General features: G+C 65.0%; 20 protein-coding genes. All 20 read right to left on the bottom strand.

The features are described from left to right. Nucleotides 1-30: 30 nt before the first annotated feature. The 20 genes from BJ6T_RS12250 to flgB all read right to left on the bottom strand — a co-directional run bounded on the left by BJ6T_RS12250 (nt 31) and on the right by flgB (nt 18,408). Nucleotides 31-1,263 (bottom strand): flagellar hook protein FlgE, encoded by a 1,233-nt coding sequence (locus tag BJ6T_RS12250; RefSeq protein WP_014492677.1) that lies wholly within the window; start codon nt 1,261-1,263, stop codon nt 31-33. A gap of 90 nt (nt 1,264-1,353) precedes the next feature. Then, nucleotides 1,354-1,935: a lytic transglycosylase domain-containing protein gene (locus BJ6T_RS12245; RefSeq protein WP_014492676.1), complete on the bottom strand. Its 582-nt coding sequence runs from the start codon at nt 1,933-1,935 to the stop codon at nt 1,354-1,356. Beyond that, nucleotides 1,886-3,211, bottom strand: a complete 1,326-nt coding sequence (gene fliK / locus BJ6T_RS12240; RefSeq protein ID WP_014492675.1) for a flagellar hook-length control protein FliK — start codon at nt 3,209-3,211, stop codon at nt 1,886-1,888. The genes BJ6T_RS12245 and fliK overlap by 50 nt, the downstream gene beginning before the upstream one ends. Then, nucleotides 3,208-4,392, bottom strand: a complete 1,185-nt coding sequence (locus tag BJ6T_RS12235; RefSeq protein WP_014492674.1) for a chemotaxis protein — start codon at nt 4,390-4,392, stop codon at nt 3,208-3,210. The genes fliK and BJ6T_RS12235 overlap by 4 nt, the downstream gene beginning before the upstream one ends. After that, nucleotides 4,389-5,729: a MotB family protein gene (locus tag BJ6T_RS12230; protein WP_014492673.1), complete on the bottom strand. Its 1,341-nt coding sequence runs from the start codon at nt 5,727-5,729 to the stop codon at nt 4,389-4,391. Before BJ6T_RS12230 ends, BJ6T_RS12235 begins: the two co-directional genes overlap by 4 nt. A gap of 6 nt (nt 5,730-5,735) precedes the next feature. After that, nucleotides 5,736-6,437, bottom strand: coding sequence for a hypothetical protein (locus BJ6T_RS12225; protein ID WP_014492672.1), 702 nt, complete (start codon nt 6,435-6,437; stop codon nt 5,736-5,738). Next, a complete protein-coding gene (gene fliF / locus BJ6T_RS12220) occupies nt 6,434-8,062 on the bottom strand; it encodes a flagellar basal-body MS-ring/collar protein FliF (protein WP_014492671.1) in 1,629 nt (542 codons plus the stop codon). The genes BJ6T_RS12225 and fliF overlap by 4 nt, the downstream gene beginning before the upstream one ends. Nucleotides 8,063-8,362: 300 nt before the next feature. After that, the gene (locus BJ6T_RS12215; RefSeq protein ID WP_014492670.1) at nt 8,363-9,328 is read right to left on the bottom strand and encodes a flagellin N-terminal helical domain-containing protein; all 966 of its coding nucleotides are present in this window, start codon (nt 9,326-9,328) and stop codon (nt 8,363-8,365) included. A gap of 298 nt (nt 9,329-9,626) precedes the next feature. Next, on the bottom strand, nt 9,627-10,595 hold the full coding sequence (locus BJ6T_RS12210; RefSeq protein WP_014492669.1) for a flagellin N-terminal helical domain-containing protein: 969 nt from the start codon (nt 10,593-10,595) through the stop codon (nt 9,627-9,629). Between the two features lie 267 nt (nt 10,596-10,862). Continuing rightward, entirely contained in the window at nt 10,863-11,825 is a 963-nt protein-coding gene (locus BJ6T_RS12205; protein ID WP_014492668.1) for a flagellin N-terminal helical domain-containing protein, read from the bottom strand. Between the two features lie 261 nt (nt 11,826-12,086). Further along, nucleotides 12,087-12,827 (bottom strand): flagellar type III secretion system pore protein FliP, encoded by a 741-nt coding sequence (gene fliP, locus BJ6T_RS12200; RefSeq protein WP_014492667.1) that lies wholly within the window; start codon nt 12,825-12,827, stop codon nt 12,087-12,089. Beyond that, a complete protein-coding gene (locus tag BJ6T_RS12195; protein WP_014492666.1) occupies nt 12,824-13,267 on the bottom strand; it encodes a flagellar basal body-associated FliL family protein in 444 nt (147 codons plus the stop codon). Before BJ6T_RS12195 ends, fliP begins: the two co-directional genes overlap by 4 nt. Nucleotides 13,268-13,309: 42 nt before the next feature. Next, nucleotides 13,310-14,005 carry a flagellar basal body L-ring protein FlgH gene (flgH, locus tag BJ6T_RS12190; RefSeq protein ID WP_014492665.1) on the bottom strand — a complete coding sequence of 232 codons (696 nt, stop codon included), beginning with the start codon at nt 14,003-14,005 and terminating at the stop codon, nt 13,310-13,312. Next, entirely contained in the window at nt 14,006-14,776 is a 771-nt protein-coding gene (locus BJ6T_RS12185; protein WP_014492664.1) for a MotE family protein, read from the bottom strand. It abuts the gene before it with no gap. Between the two features lie 67 nt (nt 14,777-14,843). After that, nucleotides 14,844-15,974, bottom strand: coding sequence for a flagellar basal body P-ring protein FlgI (gene flgI, locus BJ6T_RS12180; RefSeq protein ID WP_014492663.1), 1,131 nt, complete (start codon nt 15,972-15,974; stop codon nt 14,844-14,846). Then, nucleotides 15,971-16,426 carry a flagellar basal body P-ring formation chaperone FlgA gene (flgA, locus tag BJ6T_RS12175; RefSeq protein WP_014492662.1) on the bottom strand — a complete coding sequence of 152 codons (456 nt, stop codon included), beginning with the start codon at nt 16,424-16,426 and terminating at the stop codon, nt 15,971-15,973. Before flgA ends, flgI begins: the two co-directional genes overlap by 4 nt. A gap of 35 nt (nt 16,427-16,461) precedes the next feature. Next, a complete protein-coding gene (flgG, locus tag BJ6T_RS12170; protein WP_014492661.1) occupies nt 16,462-17,250 on the bottom strand; it encodes a flagellar basal-body rod protein FlgG in 789 nt (262 codons plus the stop codon). A gap of 17 nt (nt 17,251-17,267) precedes the next feature. Further along, complete coding sequence (gene fliE, locus BJ6T_RS12165; protein ID WP_014492660.1) at nt 17,268-17,597, bottom strand: flagellar hook-basal body complex protein FliE; 330 nt, start codon at nt 17,595-17,597, stop codon at nt 17,268-17,270. Between the two features lie 2 nt (nt 17,598-17,599). Beyond that, entirely contained in the window at nt 17,600-18,016 is a 417-nt protein-coding gene (gene flgC / locus BJ6T_RS12160) for a flagellar basal body rod protein FlgC (RefSeq protein ID WP_014492659.1), read from the bottom strand. An 11-nt stretch (nt 18,017-18,027) separates the two neighbouring features. Further along, nucleotides 18,028-18,408 (bottom strand): flagellar basal body rod protein FlgB, encoded by a 381-nt coding sequence (flgB, locus tag BJ6T_RS12155; protein WP_014492658.1) that lies wholly within the window; start codon nt 18,406-18,408, stop codon nt 18,028-18,030. Nucleotides 18,409-18,489: the final 81 nt, after the last annotated feature.

The following is an 18,489-nucleotide window of genomic DNA, read 5'->3' as shown; positions in this document are numbered from 1 at the left end:
TGCTCTTGCCCGGAATGAGCGCTTGAGGATTCAGCGCTTCAGGTTGACGACGACGTCGAGAAGATCGGCGCCGGTCTGGAACGATTTCGAATTCGCAGTGAAGCCGCGCTGCGCCTCGATCATTCCGGTGAGCTCGTCCGCGAGGTCGACGTTGGAGTCCTCGAGCGCGCCCGACTGGACAGTGCCGAGACCGCCGGTACCGGCATTCCCGGCCTGCGCGTTGCCGGAATTCATGTTGGTCGAATAGACGTTGCCGGGCTCCGGCGTCAGGTTGTCGGGGCTCGCGACGTCGGCGAGCATGATGGTGTAGAGCGTCATTTGCTGCCCGTTCTTGAGGATGGCCGTCACGAAGCCCGAATCGTCGACATCGACCTTGTCGATGGCCGATGGAGCGCTGCCATTGACGGTCGCCTTGAAGCTGAAATCGGTTCCGGTCTGCGTCAGATTCGACAGGTCCAGGGTCGCCGCCGCACCGCCGGGGACGGTGAAGGCGAGAGTCGTCGGGCTCGCCGCGGCCAGCGCGCCTTTGCCGGTTGCGGTCGTATCGAAGGTGAGAGTGGTGGCGGCGCCGACCGACGCACCTGTCGCGGAGTTGTAAGCCTGAATCTGCCACGTGTCCGAGCCGGCGGCCGTCGCCGTGTGGGACATGTAGACGTCGAGCGTAACGGCCTGGCCGATATTGTTGTAGGCCACGATCGAGCTCTTCGACGAATATGACGCCGGTCCAGGCGGACCGGCGATCACAGCCGCTTTCGGATCCAGATTGCCGGTCGTGAGTGTCCCCGCCGTCGTCGGCACGGGCACTTGCGAAACCTGGGCAATGTTGACGATCTGCATGCCGGACAGGCTGTTCTGCGAGAAATTGGTCACCTTACCGGGCTGACCCAGAAGGTAGTAGCCGGCCGCGTTGACCAGATTGCCCTGGGCGTCCGGCACGAACGAGCCAGCGCGCGTCAGATATTGCTGCGTGTTGGTGACGTTCGACACCACGAAGAAGCCGTTGCCCTGCACGGCGAGGTCCGTGGTCGACGTGGTGAACTGCGTGTGTCCCGCGTCGCTGATGGCGTAGCGAACCGTCGTCTCGACGGCTCCGGAATCGTAATTGCCCGAACCGCTCTTCAGGATCAGGGAGGAGAATTCGGTGGAAGCCCGCTTGTAACCGGTCGTGTTGACGTTCGCGATGTTGTCCGAGACCGTCGACAGCTTATTGGATTGCGCAGACATGCCGGAAACGCCGGTGCGCATAACACCATACAGGCTCATGAATTGGGCTCCTTTGGTAGGTTGCAGCTACAATGAGGGTTCTTGCTTGCGCGGGGCTGATGGTCGGGAACCGTGCACAACTTCATGTTGTCAGGTCGTTTTCGGCTGACAGAACGAGCGCGCCTTGTCGGTCCACGCGCCGAAGCCGCTGGAGACGAGATGAGCGACGATGTGACAGACGTAGCGCTTCTGCGCGGGCTGATTGTTGGGGCCGGCGTTGTAGCGCGCGACCGCCATGGTCCAGCTGCCCTCGCGCTGCTTCAGCTCCTTCAGGAAGCGTGCGGCGTATTCGACGTTCTTCGCGGGATCGAACATCGCGCGCACCGACGTGAACTTGTCGCCGTGATAGTAATGGTTGATCTGCATGCAGCCGAGGTCGATCAGCTTGATGCCCTTGCTGCGCATCGCCTCGAAATTCGCGATCGCGTCGTTCATGTCCTTGGCGAACACGGTCTGGCCGTCGGCGCCGAGCGCGTAAGGGTGGAGCGAACCGCGCCGCCCGGTCTCGGTGAGGCCGACCGCATAGAGAATGCCGAGCGGGATCCCATGCTGCTGGGACGCGCGCGCCATCTCGCGCTCGCACGGGCGCGCGTTGTCGGTCGCAGCTAGCGCGGCGCCCGCGCTAGAGATAAACAGGGCCGCGGCGAGTATGCGGCCCCACGTCCTGGTCATGACGCGTCTCCTCGTTGGACTGGCGCTCCTGCCGGGCCTGCCTCGCACCGCCGTCCGATTGCCCGGACGACGTGCCGGCGCCGCCGAACGTGCCTTGCGACTGCGACGATTGCTGTTGCTGGCCGGACAGCTGCGGCTGCGGCTGGCCGGAGCCGCTCTGGAATCCGTCCAGCGAGCCGTGCTGCACGGGCGCGACGTCGGCGACGTAGCCCGCCGACTGCATGAGATCGCGGATCGAGTCGCGCTGCTGATCCAGCATCAGGCTGGTGTCCTTGCGCGCGGCCGCGAGGTGAACTGAAACCTCCGAGCCGACCAGACGAAGGCGTACCGTGACGTTGCCGAGCGCCGGCGGTTCGAGATTGATCGTCAGGATCTTGAGCGGCTCAGGCGCAGTGGCCTGCGACGTCGCGAGATCGGGGGCGGTGGACGCCGTCGGAGCCGGCGATTCCTTCAGCTCGGCGACGACTGCGTTGGCGACCTGCTGCGTAGCGCTGAACTGTGCCGGTGGCAGATGGGTCTCCTGCTGGATCACGGTGACCTTGGTCGCTTCGGGCAATGCGTCGCGCGCCGAGGCCTTGACGGCGCGTTCGACATTGGCCGTGACGGCCTCGAAGCCTTGCGTCGTGGGCATTGGCTTCGAGGACGCATCGCTGCCTTGCTGCGCGGCTGCCGCCACCTGCGAAGGCGCGGCCTGCGAGCGCGCGCCTGTTGAAGCGGCAGCGGGCGGCGCGGGCTCGGCAGACGTGACCTTCGCGGTACCCTGGACCTCACGCTTCGTCGTGGCAGAGCGCTCGTCGCGCGCAGGCGCGTCCTTCTTGTCGGCCGCCGGCGATTGCAGCTGCGGCTTCACGGCCGGCACGGCGGCGAACTGCTGTTCGACGACCGCCGGAATGCTCGATCGGGCCGAAACATCGGTCTTCGCGCCGTGGTCGACCGGAGTTTGCGTCTCCGGCGATTTTTCAGTTTTCTCGTCGGACGATTTGCGAATGGGTTCGGGCTCGTCATCCGCCTCGGTGCGTTCCCGCACCGCCTTGTCCTTGTCGGCCGGGCGCGCGAGGTGCGTGCGCAACGATCCGGCCTTCGCGCTCGTGTTGCCGCCCTCGTCGTTGAGCGCCCGCTTCGCGAGATTTGAGACGGTGTGCAGCAGGTCGTTGAACGACGAATCTGCCGGCGATTTCGCTCCGGCGGATTTGCCTGAGCGCGATGCGCCGCGCATGTTGAGGCTTTCGGCGAGACCCGAAAAGACCTGTCCGGAGGTTCCACTGAGCTTCGTCATGGGCGATCCCTGGTAAGGCGTTCGAGTTCGCCGAGCTGCTTCCGCGCGCGCGCCAGCGTCTCGGTCGACGCGGCGAGATCGAGACGCGCCGGCGTGACCGGAGGCTTGTCGGCGGCGGCGGTGGATCCGCCCGCGAACGGCTTGCGGACATCGAGTGCGAGCTGCAACGTCGCATTCAGCAACGGAACGTCGCGCTCGGGCAACTTCGAGCGGTCGAGGGCCTTCAACTCGGCGACACCGCCGTCATACTCGTCAGTGAGCGCCCGCGAGACGCCGCGGAGGAAATGCGCGCGCTCGCGATCCTCCGAGGCGTCGGCGCTGAGCGTCAGCGCACGCTCGCCTGCAAGCCGGGTCACCGCCAGCCGTCCATGCACCATCGCGGTGCGCGCGATCACGAGATAAAGCTTGAGGCGGCTCGCCCGGTCGATCTGCTCCAGCAGAGTGACGATCCGCGCAAAGCGGCGCTCGTCGAGAGCAATGCTCGATTGCGTCAGGCCGGAGGCGAAGCGCTGCCAGAAGTCCCCGGCATAGACCGAGTTGCGGTAATGGCGGATATAGGCGAGCGTCAGGAACTCGAACTTGTCGAAATCCTCGGCCTGCCCGACCAGCAGGATCTCGCGCCGCAGCGCTGCCTCCTCCACCAGCGTGCCCGGCAACAGCAGGCGCGCATCGTCCAGGCGCTCGATCGCGAGCGATGCCTCGGCGCGCGCGAACAGCGCGCCCTGGACCAGCGCGACCTGTCCGCCCAGACCCGTTGGCAGCGTGCGCGGCTTGACGTCCTTGAGCAGTTCGCGCGCTTCGTCCTGGCGGCCTTCGACATAGGCCAGCGCACCATTGAACAGCCGCTCGTCGACGTTCAGCTTGTCGCGCGGCAGCTTTCGGACGACCTGCGGCCCGCCGCCGCTGAGCAGATAGATGATGACGGCCTGGCCGTTCTGCGCATTGCTCCACACGCCCGGATCGGCGGCGAGGAACTTTTCGCCGACCTGCCGGGTCAGTGCGATGTGGCTGCCATGCGCCGCGGTGTCGCCACGGGCAATGCCATCCTGCACCGTCTGCAATGTGCGCACGAGCTCATAGGGCTCGCCCGAGGTCGATGCCGGGGACGGTGCCGGATCGGCAAAGGCGCATACCGTCGTTAACGGCAGCAGCAGCGCGGCGCGCAGGAGCGGCCTGATCAAGGGCGCTTCTCCCGGACCAGGATCTCGATCCGGCGGTTCTGGGCGGCAGCAGGATCATTCGTCAGTTTCGGCCGCCGATCGGCGTAGCCTTCGACATGCTCGATCCGCTGCGCATCGACGCCGGACCGAACCAGCATGTAGTAAGCCATCTGCGCGCGCGCGGTCGACAGCCGCCAATTGTCGTAATTCTCGGACTTGTACGGCCGATTGTCGGTGTGGCCGCGCACGATGATCATGCCCTGGCGCTTCGTCAGCAGCGGCCCGATCTTGTCGATCACACGGATGAGCTCGGGCCGCGGCTCGGCCGAGCCGACCGCGAACATGCCGAAGCTCGCATCGTCGGTCAGGCTGATCAGAAGGCCTTCCTCGACCTGGCGCACCTCGGCCACCGGTCCGGCACCGGCCTTGATGTCCGACAGCGCATCCGCGATCGCGGACTGCAACTGCTTGACGGTCGGCTGCTGGGTCTGTGCCGCATCACGCGATTCGGAATTCTTTGCTTGATCGCCGGGGCGTGGCTGCGCGGCGGCATTGGCTTGAGCGCCAGCCTGGGCGCCCGGTTGCGGCGCATTTGCCTGGGCACTGCCATCGCGTTGAGCCGGCGAAGGCGCAGGCCCCGGCGGCAGCAGGGGCGACAGGCTTGCAGACGACGCGTCCGCGTTCGGAGCCACGCTTCCACCGGCATCGTCCTGCTTGGCACGTTGCGCCTGCGGCTCGCCCTGACCTATCCCGGACGCATTGTCGCGCGCGGACGCGTTCGGCTTTGGCTCGCTGTCGACGAAGCGATCCGCATCCTTGGACGATTGAGGCGCCAACTTCCAATAGCCGGGGTCGAAGGGATCGCGGTAGGCATCGCCGCCCTTGAGTCCGTCCTCTTCGGCGGAGGTCAGCGCGCCGGCACGGCGCTGGCCCGAGGCCTGGTTCGCGCTGTTCGCGATCTCGGCGAGCGTCGCATAGGGATCGCGGAACAGAACCTTCTCTTCGAAGGAGGCAGGCTTCTCCGCCGTCGGCGAATCTCCGCGACGTTCTTCGTTCGGCCCGGCCGGCTGACGCTTGCCATCCTGGCCTTCGAACTGCGTCGGCTCCTTCTTGGTGAGATCCTTGAGGCCCTTCGGGGCGGGTGCGTTCTCCGCGAGCTTGATCGGGTTGAAATAGCTCGCGACCACCTGCTTCTGGTCCTGGTTGAGCGCATTGAGCAGCCACATGACCAGAAAGAACGCCATCATCGCCGTCATGAAGTCCGCATACGCGATCTTCCAGACGCCGCCGTGATGCGCCTCCTCGGCGAAGGCGCTGCGCCTGCGGATGATCACCAGCTCGTGCTTGACTTCTTCCATGGCGGACTACCGGCGCGCCTCGTTCAGACGTTCGCTCCACACCGCAATCTGCGTCTCGATCACGGTCTGGTCGGCGACAACGCGGACCTCGAAAGTCTCGGCGGCTTCGTATTCAATCCCGGTTCGCCGGGCCGTCTGGAGCTGCGTGCGCACCAGATCGAGCAATTCGCCCGGGCCGGTGACCTTGAACACCGGCACCGGCGAATTGCCGGTCAGCGCAGCGATCTGCTCCACTAGCGATCCGATCGCCTTGTCACGGACGGCGTCGGCGAGGAAAGGCAGCAAAATCCGTGCAACCGAGCTTGCGATGTTGGTTTCGATCTCGCGGCAGGCCGTCTCGAAGCCGCCCACGATCGTGGCCGCCTGCTGGTCGGACCATTTGGCCCGCTCCTCGCCGAGCCGGATCGCGCTGCGGACGCGCTCCTCGGCAACCCTGGCATCGCCTTCCGCAACACCGGCGGCGTGGCCGCGACGATAGGCATCTTCGAGAAGATTGACCGGCGGAGCTTCCGCCTCGGGCGCCGGAGGCGGCGATTGAAGCTGCGGCTGCGACTGGGCTTGACGCGACGGCTGGGGCTGAGGCTCGCGCCGCACCTCCATCGGCCTTGTCAGCACATCCTGGATCTTGGGGGGCGGAGGCTGCGGTGGAGACTTGGCCCGCCCATTCGCGTCGAACTGCGTCAGGAGTTTTCCGATAGCCGCGTTCATGCTGCCTCCTCGCGCCGCATCCAGTCTTTAAGGATTGCCGCCGCCTGCATCTGATCGAGCCGGACGATCTGCTCCAGCCGCTTCTGCGGCGTCCGCTGCATCTTGCCTTCGAGATCCTCGACGAGGTTGAGCTCGGGGTCCTGACTGTCGGCCAGTGCAAGGGCCGTGGCAGCTTCAAGCTCGGCGGCCTCGGCCGCCTCGGTCTGCTCCTGCGCGGCGCGATGCGTCAGAATGCCGTTGACCGCAGGGCGAAGGCCGAACCAGACCAGCATCGAGGCAACGGCCAGGATGGTCACCGCATTGATGACGCTGCCGAGCTGCTTGTTGATCATCTCGACGAAGCTGATCGGCGGCACCGGCGCCAGTTCGCGCGAGCCTTCGATGAAGTCGACGGCCGTGACCTGGATCTGGTCGCCGCGCTGCTTGTCCAGTCCGCCTGCCGTCGCCGCGAGCTGGCTGATCTCGGCGAGCTTGCTGTCGACGATCGCCTGATTGCTCTTGTCGCCGAGATCGGCGACGAGCCGCGCGCGGTTGACCAGCACGGCGATGAAGAGTTTCTTGACCAAGTAACCGTCGCTCACCGTCGTCGTTGTCTTGGACGACACCTCGAAATTGGTGACGTCCTCGCGGCGGGTCTTGTCCTCGCTGGAATTCTTTGTGCCGCCGGCATTCACCTGCTGGTCCGGCAGGTTCTGCTGCACCGTGGTCGGCGTCGAACGGTCCGCATTCTGCGACGATTCCTTCTCGCGCACGTTCCGGACCGAACGCTCGGCGCGGCTCTCCGGGTCGTAGACCGTCTCGTTGGTCTGCCGCTTGTCGGTGGAGAGCTGCGGCGCAACGCTCACCTCGAAATTGTCCAGACCGAGATATGGCGTCAACGCCTTGCGGATGTTCTCCTGCACCATGCCGCCGACCGTCTTCTGGAGGCTCGCCATCTTGGTCGGCGCGGCGCTGGCCTCATCCTCTTCGGCCAGCAGCATCGAACCATCGGCATCCAGCACCGTCACCTTGTCCCGGCTCATGCCGGGAATGGCCGCCGCGACGAGGTGGCGGATCGACTGCGCCGTGCGCGCCTCGATCGCGCCGTCGGTGCGCAGCACGACCGACGCCGACGGCGGCTGCTGCGTCGCCCGGAACGAGCCGCGCACCGGCAGCACGATATGCACCCGCGCCGCCTTGACGCCCTTCATCAACTGCACGGTGCGCGCGATCTCGCCTTCCAGCGCCCGCAGCTTGGTGACTTCCTGCATGAACGAGGTCAGGCCGAGTGAGCCGATCTTGTCGAACAGCTCGTAACCGGAATTGGCGCTGGTCGGCAGCCCCTTCTCGGCCAACAGCATCCGCGCCTGCATGGTCTGGCTTGGGCGCACGGAGACGGCGTCGCCGGCCGTATTGACGTCGAATGTGATGTTCTGCTCGCGCAGCGCGGCGCCGATGCGCGTCACGTCTTCGCGATTGAGGCCAGTATAGAGCGTTTCGAACTCAGGCCGGCTCAGATAATAGGCGCCGCCGACGACGGTGACGAGAACGGCAAAGCCGATCAGTCCCAAGGCCATCAGGCGTCGCGGCCCAAGCTCCAGCAGATTGTTGAGCAGTTGCTGTACCTGCGCACGACTGAGCAGCATGTGACCTCGTACCAATGCGAACGTATGGGACACTCCGCTGCCAACCTTGTCTGAAGGTTGCGCGAGGAGGCGAATGTGTCGGTTCGCGGGCGAGGCGTTGCAATTTTACAAGAATCCTGGACGACGCGATCAGGTCAGGAACAACAAGCGGGCGCATGGCAGCGCGATCGGCTGCGGCGTGTTGCATGACGTCTGGCGTCGGGAGATCTTCCATTACGGGCACATCTTGTGCCGCCACACCCGCCGGTCATGGCGGGGACCGTGCTCCCGGGGGAGCACGGCTGTTTCCAAAGCCGGAGCTTACTTGAACAGCGACAGGATGCTCTGGCTGTTCTGGTTGGCGATCGAGAGTGCCTGAACACCGAGCTGCTGCTGGGTCTGCAGGGCCTGGAGGCGGGTCGATTCCGCATTCATGTCGGCGTCGACGAGCTGGCCGACACCGCGATCCACCGAGTCCATCAGGGTCTTGACGAAGTCCGTGTTGGTCGCGATGCGGTTCTTGACGGCACCGAGATTGGCGGCGGCCGAGGCCACCGTGTTGATCGCGGTCGTGACCTGCGCGATGTAGCTGTCGAGCAGGACCTGGTCGGGCGCCGAGTCGGTCAGCGCACCGATGTTCAGGCTGCTGACCGAGGCCGCGGCCGGGGCGGGCGTCGGACCGCCGGCGGGCGGGGCGACGGTCGTGTCGAGAATGCCGGTCGGAGATGCGCCACCGGTGGTGTAGAGCGCGAAGCTCGCGGTCGTCACCGTGATGGAGCCGATGGTGGGCGTGCCGCCGACGCGAGAGTACGACGACACCAGGTTGAAGGACAACGGCGTGGCCGCGGGCGTAGCCGAGGTGTTGATGCTCAGCCAGTTGATTCCGTTGAAGGTCGCGGAGTCGGCCTTGAGCCTCATGTCCTGCTGAATCTGGGTGATGTCAGCCTGGATCTTGGTGCGGTCGATACCGGCGGTCTTGGCTTCGACCAGCAGCGCCTGGAGCTTGGTCAGGCCGGAATTCTTGTCACCGATGACCGAGGTCAGAGCGGTGTATTCGGTGTCGACGGTGGCGGCCGACAGACCGAGCGAGTCGGAGACGGCGGAGAGCGCGGCGTTGTCGGAGCGCATCGAGGTCGCGATCGACCAGTAGGCGGCGTTGTCGGACGCGGTCGAGACGCGCTGGCCGGTCGAGATCCGGTTCTGCGTGGTCGCGAGTTGCGAGCTGACATTGCGGAGGGTCTGCAGCGCGGTCATTGCAGACGAGTTGGTGAGCAGACTTGAACTCATTTTTGACGTCCCCTTGAAACGGATTGAATTTTTTGGGACATACCGGGCTTGCACCGGTACGACAGGGCGGCATCATGCCTTTGGGCGGCGAAAAAGCGGCCCAACCTGTCGTAACGGCGGCGATAGCACGCGAAGTTTGTGCGAGGCTTGTGGCTCTGCGGCGGGCCGGAACACGACGAGCCAGGTCAAGGCGTCAAGTCGAATTTGCGGGCCGGGATCATGGCGCGCGACGAGCTTGCGCCAAAATGGAAAGGCCGCGCTTCGCGAGAAGCGCGGCCTCCCTTGATGGTCTTGAGGCTTAACCGCGGAACAGCGAGAGGATGCTCTGGCTGTTCTGGTTGGCGATCGAAAGCGCCTGAACACCGAGCTGCTGCTGGGTCTGCAGGGCTTGAAGGCGGGTCGATTCCGCATTCATGTCGGCGTCGACGAGCTGGCCGACACCGCGATCCACCGAGTCCATCAGGGTCTTGACGAATTCGGTGTTGGTCGCGATGCGGTTCTTGACGGCGCCGAGATTGGCGGCGGCCGAGGCCACCGTGTTGATCGCGGTCGTGACCTGCGCGATGTAGCTGTCGAGCAGGACCTGGTCGGGCGCCGCATCGGTCAGCGCACCGATGTTCAGGCTGCTGACCGAGGCCGCGGCCGGGGCGGGCGTCGGACCACCGGCGGGCGGAGCGACGGTCGTGTCGAGAATGCCGGTCGGAGATGCGCCACCGGTGGTGTAGAGGGCGAAGTTCGCGGTCGTCACCGTGATGGAGCCGATGGTGGGCGTGCCGCCGACGCGAGAGTACGACGACACCAGGTTGAAGGACAACGGCGTGGCCGCGGGCGTAGCCGAGGTGTTGATGCTCAGCCAGTTGATGCCGTTGAAGGTCGCGGAGTCGGCCTTGAGCCTCATATCCTGCTGAATCTGGGTGATGTCAGCCTGGATCTTGGTGCGGTCGATACCGGCGGTCTTGGCTTCGACCAGCAGCGCCTGGAGCTTGGTCAGGCCGGACTCTTTGTCACCGATGACCGAGGTCAGAGCGGTGTATTCGGTGTCGACGGTCGCGGCCGACAGACCGAGCGAGTCGGAGACGGCGGAGAGCGCGGCGTTGTCGGAGCGCATCGACGTCGCGATCGACCAGTAGGCGGCGTTGTCGGACGCGGTCGAGACGCGCTGGCCGGTCGAGATCCGGTTCTGCGTGGTCGCGAGCTGCGAGCTGACATTGCGGAGGGTCTGCAGCGCGGTCATTGCAGACGAGTTGGTGAGCAGACTTGAACCCATTTTTGATGTCCCTTTGAAGATTGAACTGATTTTGGGGACATACCGGGCTTGCACCGGTACGACAGGGCGGCGTCATGCCTTTGGGCGGCGAAAAAGCAGGCCCAACCTGTCGTAGCGGAGACGCTAGCCCGCGAAGCTTGTGCGAGGCTTGTGGCTCTGTGTCCCGGCCGCAACAGGGCAGCCGAAATGACGGCGTGCGCGCGGCGTCACGCCAAACGAAAGGGCCGCGCTTCGCGAGAAGCGCGGCCTCCCCAGATGGTCTGAAGCTTAGCGGAACAGCGACAGGATGCTCTGGCTGCTGTTGTTGGCGATCGAGAGCGCCTGAACGCCGAGCTGCTGCTGGACCTGGAGGGCCGCCAGGCGGGTGGACTCCTGGTTCATGTCGGCGTCGACGAGCTGGCCGACACCGCGATCCACCGAGTCCATCAGCGACTTCACGAATTCGGTGTTGGTCGCGATGCGATTCTTGACGGCACCGAGATTGGCGGCGGCGGAGGCGACCGTGTTGATCGCGGTCGTGACCTGCGCGATGTAGCTGTCGAGCAGGACCTGGTCGGGCGCCGCATCGGTCAGCGCACCGATGTTCAGGCTGCTGACCGAGGCCGCGGCCGGGGCGGGCGTCGGACCACCGGCGGGCGGGGCGACGGTCGTGTCGAGAATGCCGGTCGGAGATGCGCCACCGGTGGTGTAGAGCGCGAAGTTGGCGGTCGTCACCGTGATGGAGCCGATGGTGGGCGTGCCGCCGACGCGGGAGTACGACGACACCAGGTTGAAGGACGTCGGCGTGGCCGCAGGCGTAGCCGAGGTGTTGATGCTCAGCCAGTTGATTCCGTTGAAGGTCGCGGAGTCGGCCGTGCTCTTCATCTGCTGCTGGATCTGGGTGACGTCCGCCTGGATCTTGGTGCGGTCGATACCGGCCGTCTTGGCCTGGACCAGCAGCGACTGAAGCTTGGTCAGGCCGGAGTCCTTGTCGCCGAGAACCGTGGTCAGAGCGGTATACTGCGTGTCGACGGTCGCGGCCGACAGACCGAGCGAGTCGGAGACGGCGGAGAGCGCAGCGTTGTCGGAGCGCATCGAGGTCGCGATCGACCAGTAGGCGGCGTTGTCCGAAGCGGTGGCCACGCGCTGGCCGGTCGAGATCCGGGTCTGCGTGGTGGAGAGTTGCGAACCGACAGACCGCAGGGTCTGGAGCGCGGTCATGGCGGTCGAGTTCGTAAGCAGGCTTGACATTGCGAATGTCCCTTTATGTACGCGTTACATTTTTCACGAGGGGACATACCGGGCTTTCACCGGTACGGAGGGGCGGCATCATGCCTTTGGACTGATGTGGGTGGGGTCCAACCCGCCGTGCCGCATTGCTAGCACGCCGAATCTTGCGCCGAGATTAAGATCGACTTGAATTTCTCTGCAATATCATATAGTTAACATTACCCTCTGCTAACCATAGACCGGCACTTTTCGCTAACCATAACCGGCCGGCGACCGGGGTCGCTACGAGAACGACCGCACCAGTCCGGAGGCCAGCAGGTTCCAGCCGTCGATCAACACGAAGAACAGCATCTTGAACGGCAGCGCGAGGATCGTCGGCGGCATCATCATCATGCCCATCGACATGGTCAGCGTCGCCACGATCATGTCGATGACGAGGAACGGCAGGATGATGAGGAATCCGATCTCGAACGAACGCCTGAGCTCGGAGATCATGAAGGCCGGAATGATGACGCGCATGTCGATGCGCTTGTCGTCGAACTTCTTGCGGAAGCTCTCCGCAGCGAGCGCCTCGAAGGTCTGGAGATCCTTGTCGCGGACATGGGCCAGCATGAACTCGCGGAACGGATCGGTGATCTTCAGATAGGCTTCTTCCTCCGAGATCTCGTTCTTCATCAGCGGCTGGACGCCGGTTTCCCAGGCGCGGTCGAAGGTCGGCGCCATCACGTAGAAGGTCATGAACAGCGCGAGGCTGATCAGCACCAGATTGGCCGGCGTGGTCTGGAGGCCGAGACCGGAGCGCAGGAACGACAGCGCCACCGCAAATCGCGTGAAGCTCGTCACCATGATCAGCAGTCCCGGCGCCACCGACAGCACCGTGATCACCGCCATCAGCTGGATGATGCGGCCGCTGGTCGAGCCGTTGCCCGGCGGCAGCAGCGAGTTGAGGTCCGGAATCTGGGCCAGCGCCACCTCGGGCAGCACGACCAGAACCAACGCGAGCAGCAGGACTCTCACTCTCACTGAATCACCAAGGTCTCAATGATCAATTCGCGGATCTTGCCCGACGAGCGGATGTTGGCGCGCTCCGTCAGGTCGTCGCGCAGATGCTGAAGCCCGCGCGATCCCTCGAACTGGCCAACCGATGCCGACCGCAGATAGGTCACGATGTCCTCGCTGATATGGGCGGCCAGGATGCCGGCATCCTCGTCGCTCATGCTATCGGTCACCATGGAGGCTTCGACACGGGCCCAGTTGTTGGCCGGCGCGGCGAGATTGGTCACGATCGGGGACAGCTTTCTCAGCCGTGCGCTGCCGGCGTAGCTCGTGGCAAGGGGCGGCGGCGTGGCGGTCTTCTTCGCATCGGCGACGCGCTCCGCGGCCGCGAACAGATGCAGGCCGGCAACCGCGCCCGCACCGATCGCGATCAGGGTCAGCACCACAATGGCCGCAATCAGGCGCATCACGTCCCATGCCCTCGCGGCGCGGCGCGCTCGGCGCGATTCTCAGAATGGTGCCACGGCGTCATAGATCCGATGTCCCCATCCAGGCTGCTGCACGTCAGACAGATTTCCGCGACCGCCATAGGACACGCGTGCCTCGGCGATCTTCTCGTAGGAGATCGTGTTGGTGCGCGAGATATCGCGCGGACGCACGATGCCGCCGACGTTGAGCACGCGCATCTCGGTATTGACCTTGAACTCCTGCGAGCCGCTGATCATCATATTGCCGTTCGGCAACACGTCGGTGACGATGGCTGCGATCGACAGCTTGATGTCCTCGGTGCGGTCGATCTGGCCGTTGCCCTTGATCTGGGTGTTGGTGCTGAGGTTGGCGGTGGTCTGGCCCTTGTCCTGCCATCCGGCGACGTCCATCAGCCAGTCCAGCCCGAACTTGATCTGCGAATCGCGCGAGCGGTCGGTCTTGTTGTCGAGCTTGGCCTTGTCCTGCATGGAGATGATCACCGTCACCACGTCGCCGGTGCGCCGCGCGCGGGGGTCACGGTAGAGATCGGTGGCGTCATCCCAGGTCGAGCGATAGCTGGCGGGCGAGCGCAGGCGGGGCGTCACCGGAATCGGATCGGCCTGCGTCCGCAGGCCGCTCCCGACCGGCGTCAAACGCGGACCGGTCAGGACCTCGGCCGGATCATTGACGCATCCGGCAAGCGATAGCAGCGACAGGATGAGGATCAGATTCTTCATCTATTTGGTCTTTCCGTCATCCACGCGACGCATTCCGCCGAGCAGATCGGCAAGGTGCGCCGCGCGTGCCGTCTCCATCTCGTTGAAGATCGCGCTCGAGCTCCTCGGACTGAGTTTTGCAAGCACGGCGGCGGCGGTCTCGTCCGCCATCCCGGCAATCTGGGTCGCCGCCGCGTCAGGCTTCATGCGCGAATAGATCTCGACGACGCTCGCTTCCGCCTTCTTCAGGAAGTCGTCACGCAGCGCCATCCACTTCTCGTATTCGGCGCGCTTGGCCTCGACCTCGGCGATCCGCTCCCGGAGCTGGGTCTCGGCCTTCTCCAGTTCCCTGAGCTGCCAGGCCAGCCGCGCATCGACGGCGGGGTCGGCGACATTGCTGCAGAACAGGGCGACCTCGTTGTCCGCGGGTACCGCAGCCTGTGCCGGTGCGGGCTTCGGCGGCGCCGTGACGCTGCCCGGCTTGGCCGGGCGCACGGGCGCGACTGGGGGCGCCGGCGCAGGCTTCTCGGGAGCAGGCACGGCCCCCGTGATCGCGGGTCCGGAATCTTCGGCGGCCCACGCCGTCGCCCGGATCGACGCATTATCGCCCGGTATCGACGAGGCCGCCGCATACGGCTTCTGCGGACCGGGCGCGCGGGCACGCGCGAAGGACAGCAGGTTGAGCGGCTTCGACGGCTTGGCCTCATCCAGCGCCAGAACGGGCGAAGCGCATCCGAACGCGCAGGCCGCGACCAGGAGGAGGAGTTTGGCTTTGTGATCCAGCTTCAGCATCGGGCCGCGTGCGATTCTCGGTCGAGACCTGAGCATTGAGCGACCAAGCTTGCACGACGCTTGTGCATCATTGCACGATGACGTCGGCCTGGAGTGCGCCGGCCGTTTTGATCGCCTGGAGGATCGCGATGATGCCCGACGGCTTCAGGCCGATCTGGTTCAGCCCACGCACCAGGCGCTGGAGGTCGACGCCGCTCAGGATCGCCACCTGCGATCCGGCCTCGTTGGCCTCGACCACGGTCTGGGGAACGACCACCGTCTGTCCGCGCGAGAACGGCGCCGGCTGCGACACCACGGGAAGCTCGGTGACACGAACCGTCAGGTTGCCATGCGTCACCGCGACGGTCGATATGCGCACGTCGCGCCCGATCACCACCGTGCCGGTCCGTTCATTGATCACCACGCGCGCCGGCGTGTCCGGCTCGACCGTCAGCTCGCCGATTTCGGCGAGGAAGCGGACGGGCCCGATATGGCGCGGCTTCGACAGCACGATGGTGCGGTAGTCGCGCTCGAAGGCGATCTGCGCGCGGTAGCGGCCACCGGCGTAACGGTTGATGGCGTCGAGAATGCGTGTCGCAGTGACGAAATCAGGGTTCTTGAGCTCCAGCACCAGGAACTCCATCTCATGGAGGCTTCCCTGCACCTCGCGCTCGACCAGCGCACCGTTCGGGATGCGGCCCGCCGTCGGCGTGCCCTGGCTGACGTTCTGCGCCTGCCCTCCCACACTGTAACCGGCGACCGTGATCGCGCCTTGCGCCACCGCATAGACGGCGCCGTCCGCCGCCCGCAGCGACGTCATCACCAGCGTGCCGCCGAGCAGCGAGGTCGCATCGCCGAGCGACGATACGGTCACGTCCATGCGCTCGCCCGCTCCGATCGAGGGCGCCAAATCCGCGGTCACCATCACGGCCGCGACGTTGCGTGTGCGCAGCGTCGTCGGACGCGGGGGATTGTTGGTGCTCGTGGTCTCGTTCCTGACGTTGATGCCCATGTTCTCGAGCATCGATTGCAGGGACTGCTCCGTGAACGGAGCGTTGCGGAGCGTGTCACCAGTGCCGTTCAGGCCGATGACGAGGCCGTAACCGACGATCTGGTTTTCGCGCAATCCCTTGATGTCCGCAATGTCCTTGATGCGGACGGCCGCCTGGGCGCTGGCGGCGGAAACGAGCAGGACGAGCGCAAGCAGGAATCTGGTCATGATCCATCCACGACCTTGACGGTGCCGTCCGGCTGGACGACGCCCCTGATGATCACGCCGGTGTCGGTGTTTCGCACCGGGATGAGCGCGCCGGTCGCGCCCGACTGCATCGCCGCGCCGTAGGTGACGATCGACAGGCCGCTGTCTTCCACCACGACCTTGACCATGGCGCCGCGGGCAATCGTCCAGGGATCCTCGACCGAATTGGTCGGAATCGGCTGGCCCGGCAGCAGCGTGCGCCGTGCCATGCGTCCGACCAGGATCTGGCGTCCTTCGATGAACATGGCAACGCCGAGCACGTTCGGCGCGAAGGCGCGTTCCGTGATCATGTCGTCCCGGATCAGCTCGCCGGCGCGGATCGAGACGGCCGGCACGGGAAGCCGCTTCTCCTCGGCCGCAGCGAGGCGCGCCGAGACGAGAACCAGCAGCACGGCGGCCAACCCGCGCACCATCAAGCCCACCCTGTTCGACATCGAGAACACCGGAACTAGCGCATGCCCTTCGAGACCGTTTGGGCCATTTCATCCGAGGCCTGGATGACCTTGGCGTTCATTTCGTAGGCGCGCTGCGCCGAGATCAACTCGGTGATTTCCTTGACCGGGTCGACGTTCGAGGCTTCGAGATATTGCTGATTGATCTTGCCGTATCCGGAATCGCCCGGCAGCCCGACGACCGGCGTGCCGGACGCTGTGGTCTCGCGATAGAGGTTGCTGCCGAGCGGCTCGAGGCCCGCTTCGTTGGCGAAATTGGCGAGGTTGAGCTGGCCGATCTGCCGCGGGTTCACTTCCGTGTCCAGCTTGGCAAACACCTGTCCGGTCTGGTTGACGATGACCTGAACGGTTCCCTGCGGTATCGTGATTGCGGGATCCAGCAGATAGCCGTCGGTGGTGACGAGCTGGCCGTTGGGGTTGGGGCTGAACGAGCCGGCGCGGGTGTATTGCACCTCGTTGTTCGGGCCGAGCACCTGAAACCAGCCGCGGCCGTTGATCGCGAGATCGTAGGGGTTGCCGGTCTGCGTGAGCGCGCCCTGGATGTGCAGCTTGCGGATGGCCGTCGACTTGACGCCGAGGCCGAGATTGGAGCCTTCCGGGATCGGCGAGGAGCCGTTGACGTTCGCGACGCCCTGCATGCGGTCCATCTGGTAGAACAGATCGGTGAATTCCGCGCGCGCACGCTTGTACGACGTCGAGTTGATGTTGGCGATGTTGTTCGCGATGACTTCGATGTTGGTCTGCTGGGCGTTCATGCCCGTGGCCGCAATGGCGAGCGATTTCACAGCTTCATTCCTTCAGATCAAATCGACATCCGGACGACTTCCTGGTAGGCCTGCACGACCTTGTCGCGAACCGCGACCGCGGTCTGCAAGGCCTGCTCGGCCGACATCAGCGCCTCCACGACCTTCCGGGTCGATTCCTTACCCTGCATCGCCGAGATCGACGCCGCTTCGCCCGCCTTCAGCGTCCCGATCGCGTCCGTCGTCACCTGCTTCATCACCGATTCGAATCCGACGTCGTCGGTGGACTGAATGGCGGTCGGCGCCGCCGGCGCGATGGCCTGCGTCTCGGTCGCGCGGCTCGCCGCTTGCCCGGCAGAAATCGCGGTGGATGAAATTGCCTCAAGCATTGTCAGCTCCTCAGCAGGTCGATGGTCATGCCCAGCATGGACCGCACCTGTTTCACGACCTGGAGATTGGCTTCATAGGACCGATTGACTTCCCGCATGTCGGCCATCTCGATCATCATGTTGACGTTCGGCAGCTTGACGTAACCGGCCTTGTCGGCGGCGGGATGTCCCGGCTCGTACTCCACGCGATACGGCGTGGTGTCGACCCCGATCTCCTTGACCTTTGCAAGCTGCGCGCCCGAGGCGCGGTCCATGGCGGCATCGAAGGTGATGGTCTTGCGCTGATACGGATCGGCGCCAGCCGTACGCCCCGTCGAGGTCGCGTTGGCGAGGTTTTCCGAAACGATGCGCATGCGCGTCGACTGCGCTTCGAGCCCGGAGCTCGCGACCGTCAGTGACGCTTGCAGTGAGTCCAGCATGTCAATTCACCTCAGCTCTTCGCGCTCGACAGCAACATGCGGTGAAACGACCGCACGACCGCCGAGTTCATCGAGTAGTCGCGACTGACGTCGCTGCCCTTGATCATTTCCTGCTCGAGGCTGACGGAGTTGCCGGAGTGAACCACTTCCCAGCTGTCCTTCTTCGCGGTCTTCCGCGTATCGGTCTCGGCCGCGGACAACTGCATGTGCGAGGGCGACGTCGTCGCGAGCCTGACCGGCGTGGCGTCGAGCACCTTGTTGAAGGGCTCGACGTCGCGCGCCTTGAAGCCGGGCGTATTGGCGTTGGCGACGTTGGTCGCGATGGTCGACTGGCGGAGCTCGAGGTACCGCGCCTGCGACGATGCGAGTTCGAAGAGATAAAGCGGTCCCACGACGGCCCCATGCTGATTTCTTAAGATCAAGTTTAGGGCCGCAAGCTTTCGTCAGGCTGATGCAGCCGACGCTATGCTCGG

This window comes from Bradyrhizobium japonicum USDA 6 (assembly GCF_000284375.1).
In the GTDB taxonomy this organism is placed as follows: domain Bacteria; phylum Pseudomonadota; class Alphaproteobacteria; order Rhizobiales; family Xanthobacteraceae; genus Bradyrhizobium; species Bradyrhizobium japonicum.
This window is presented reverse-complemented; position numbering and strand designations above follow the sequence as displayed.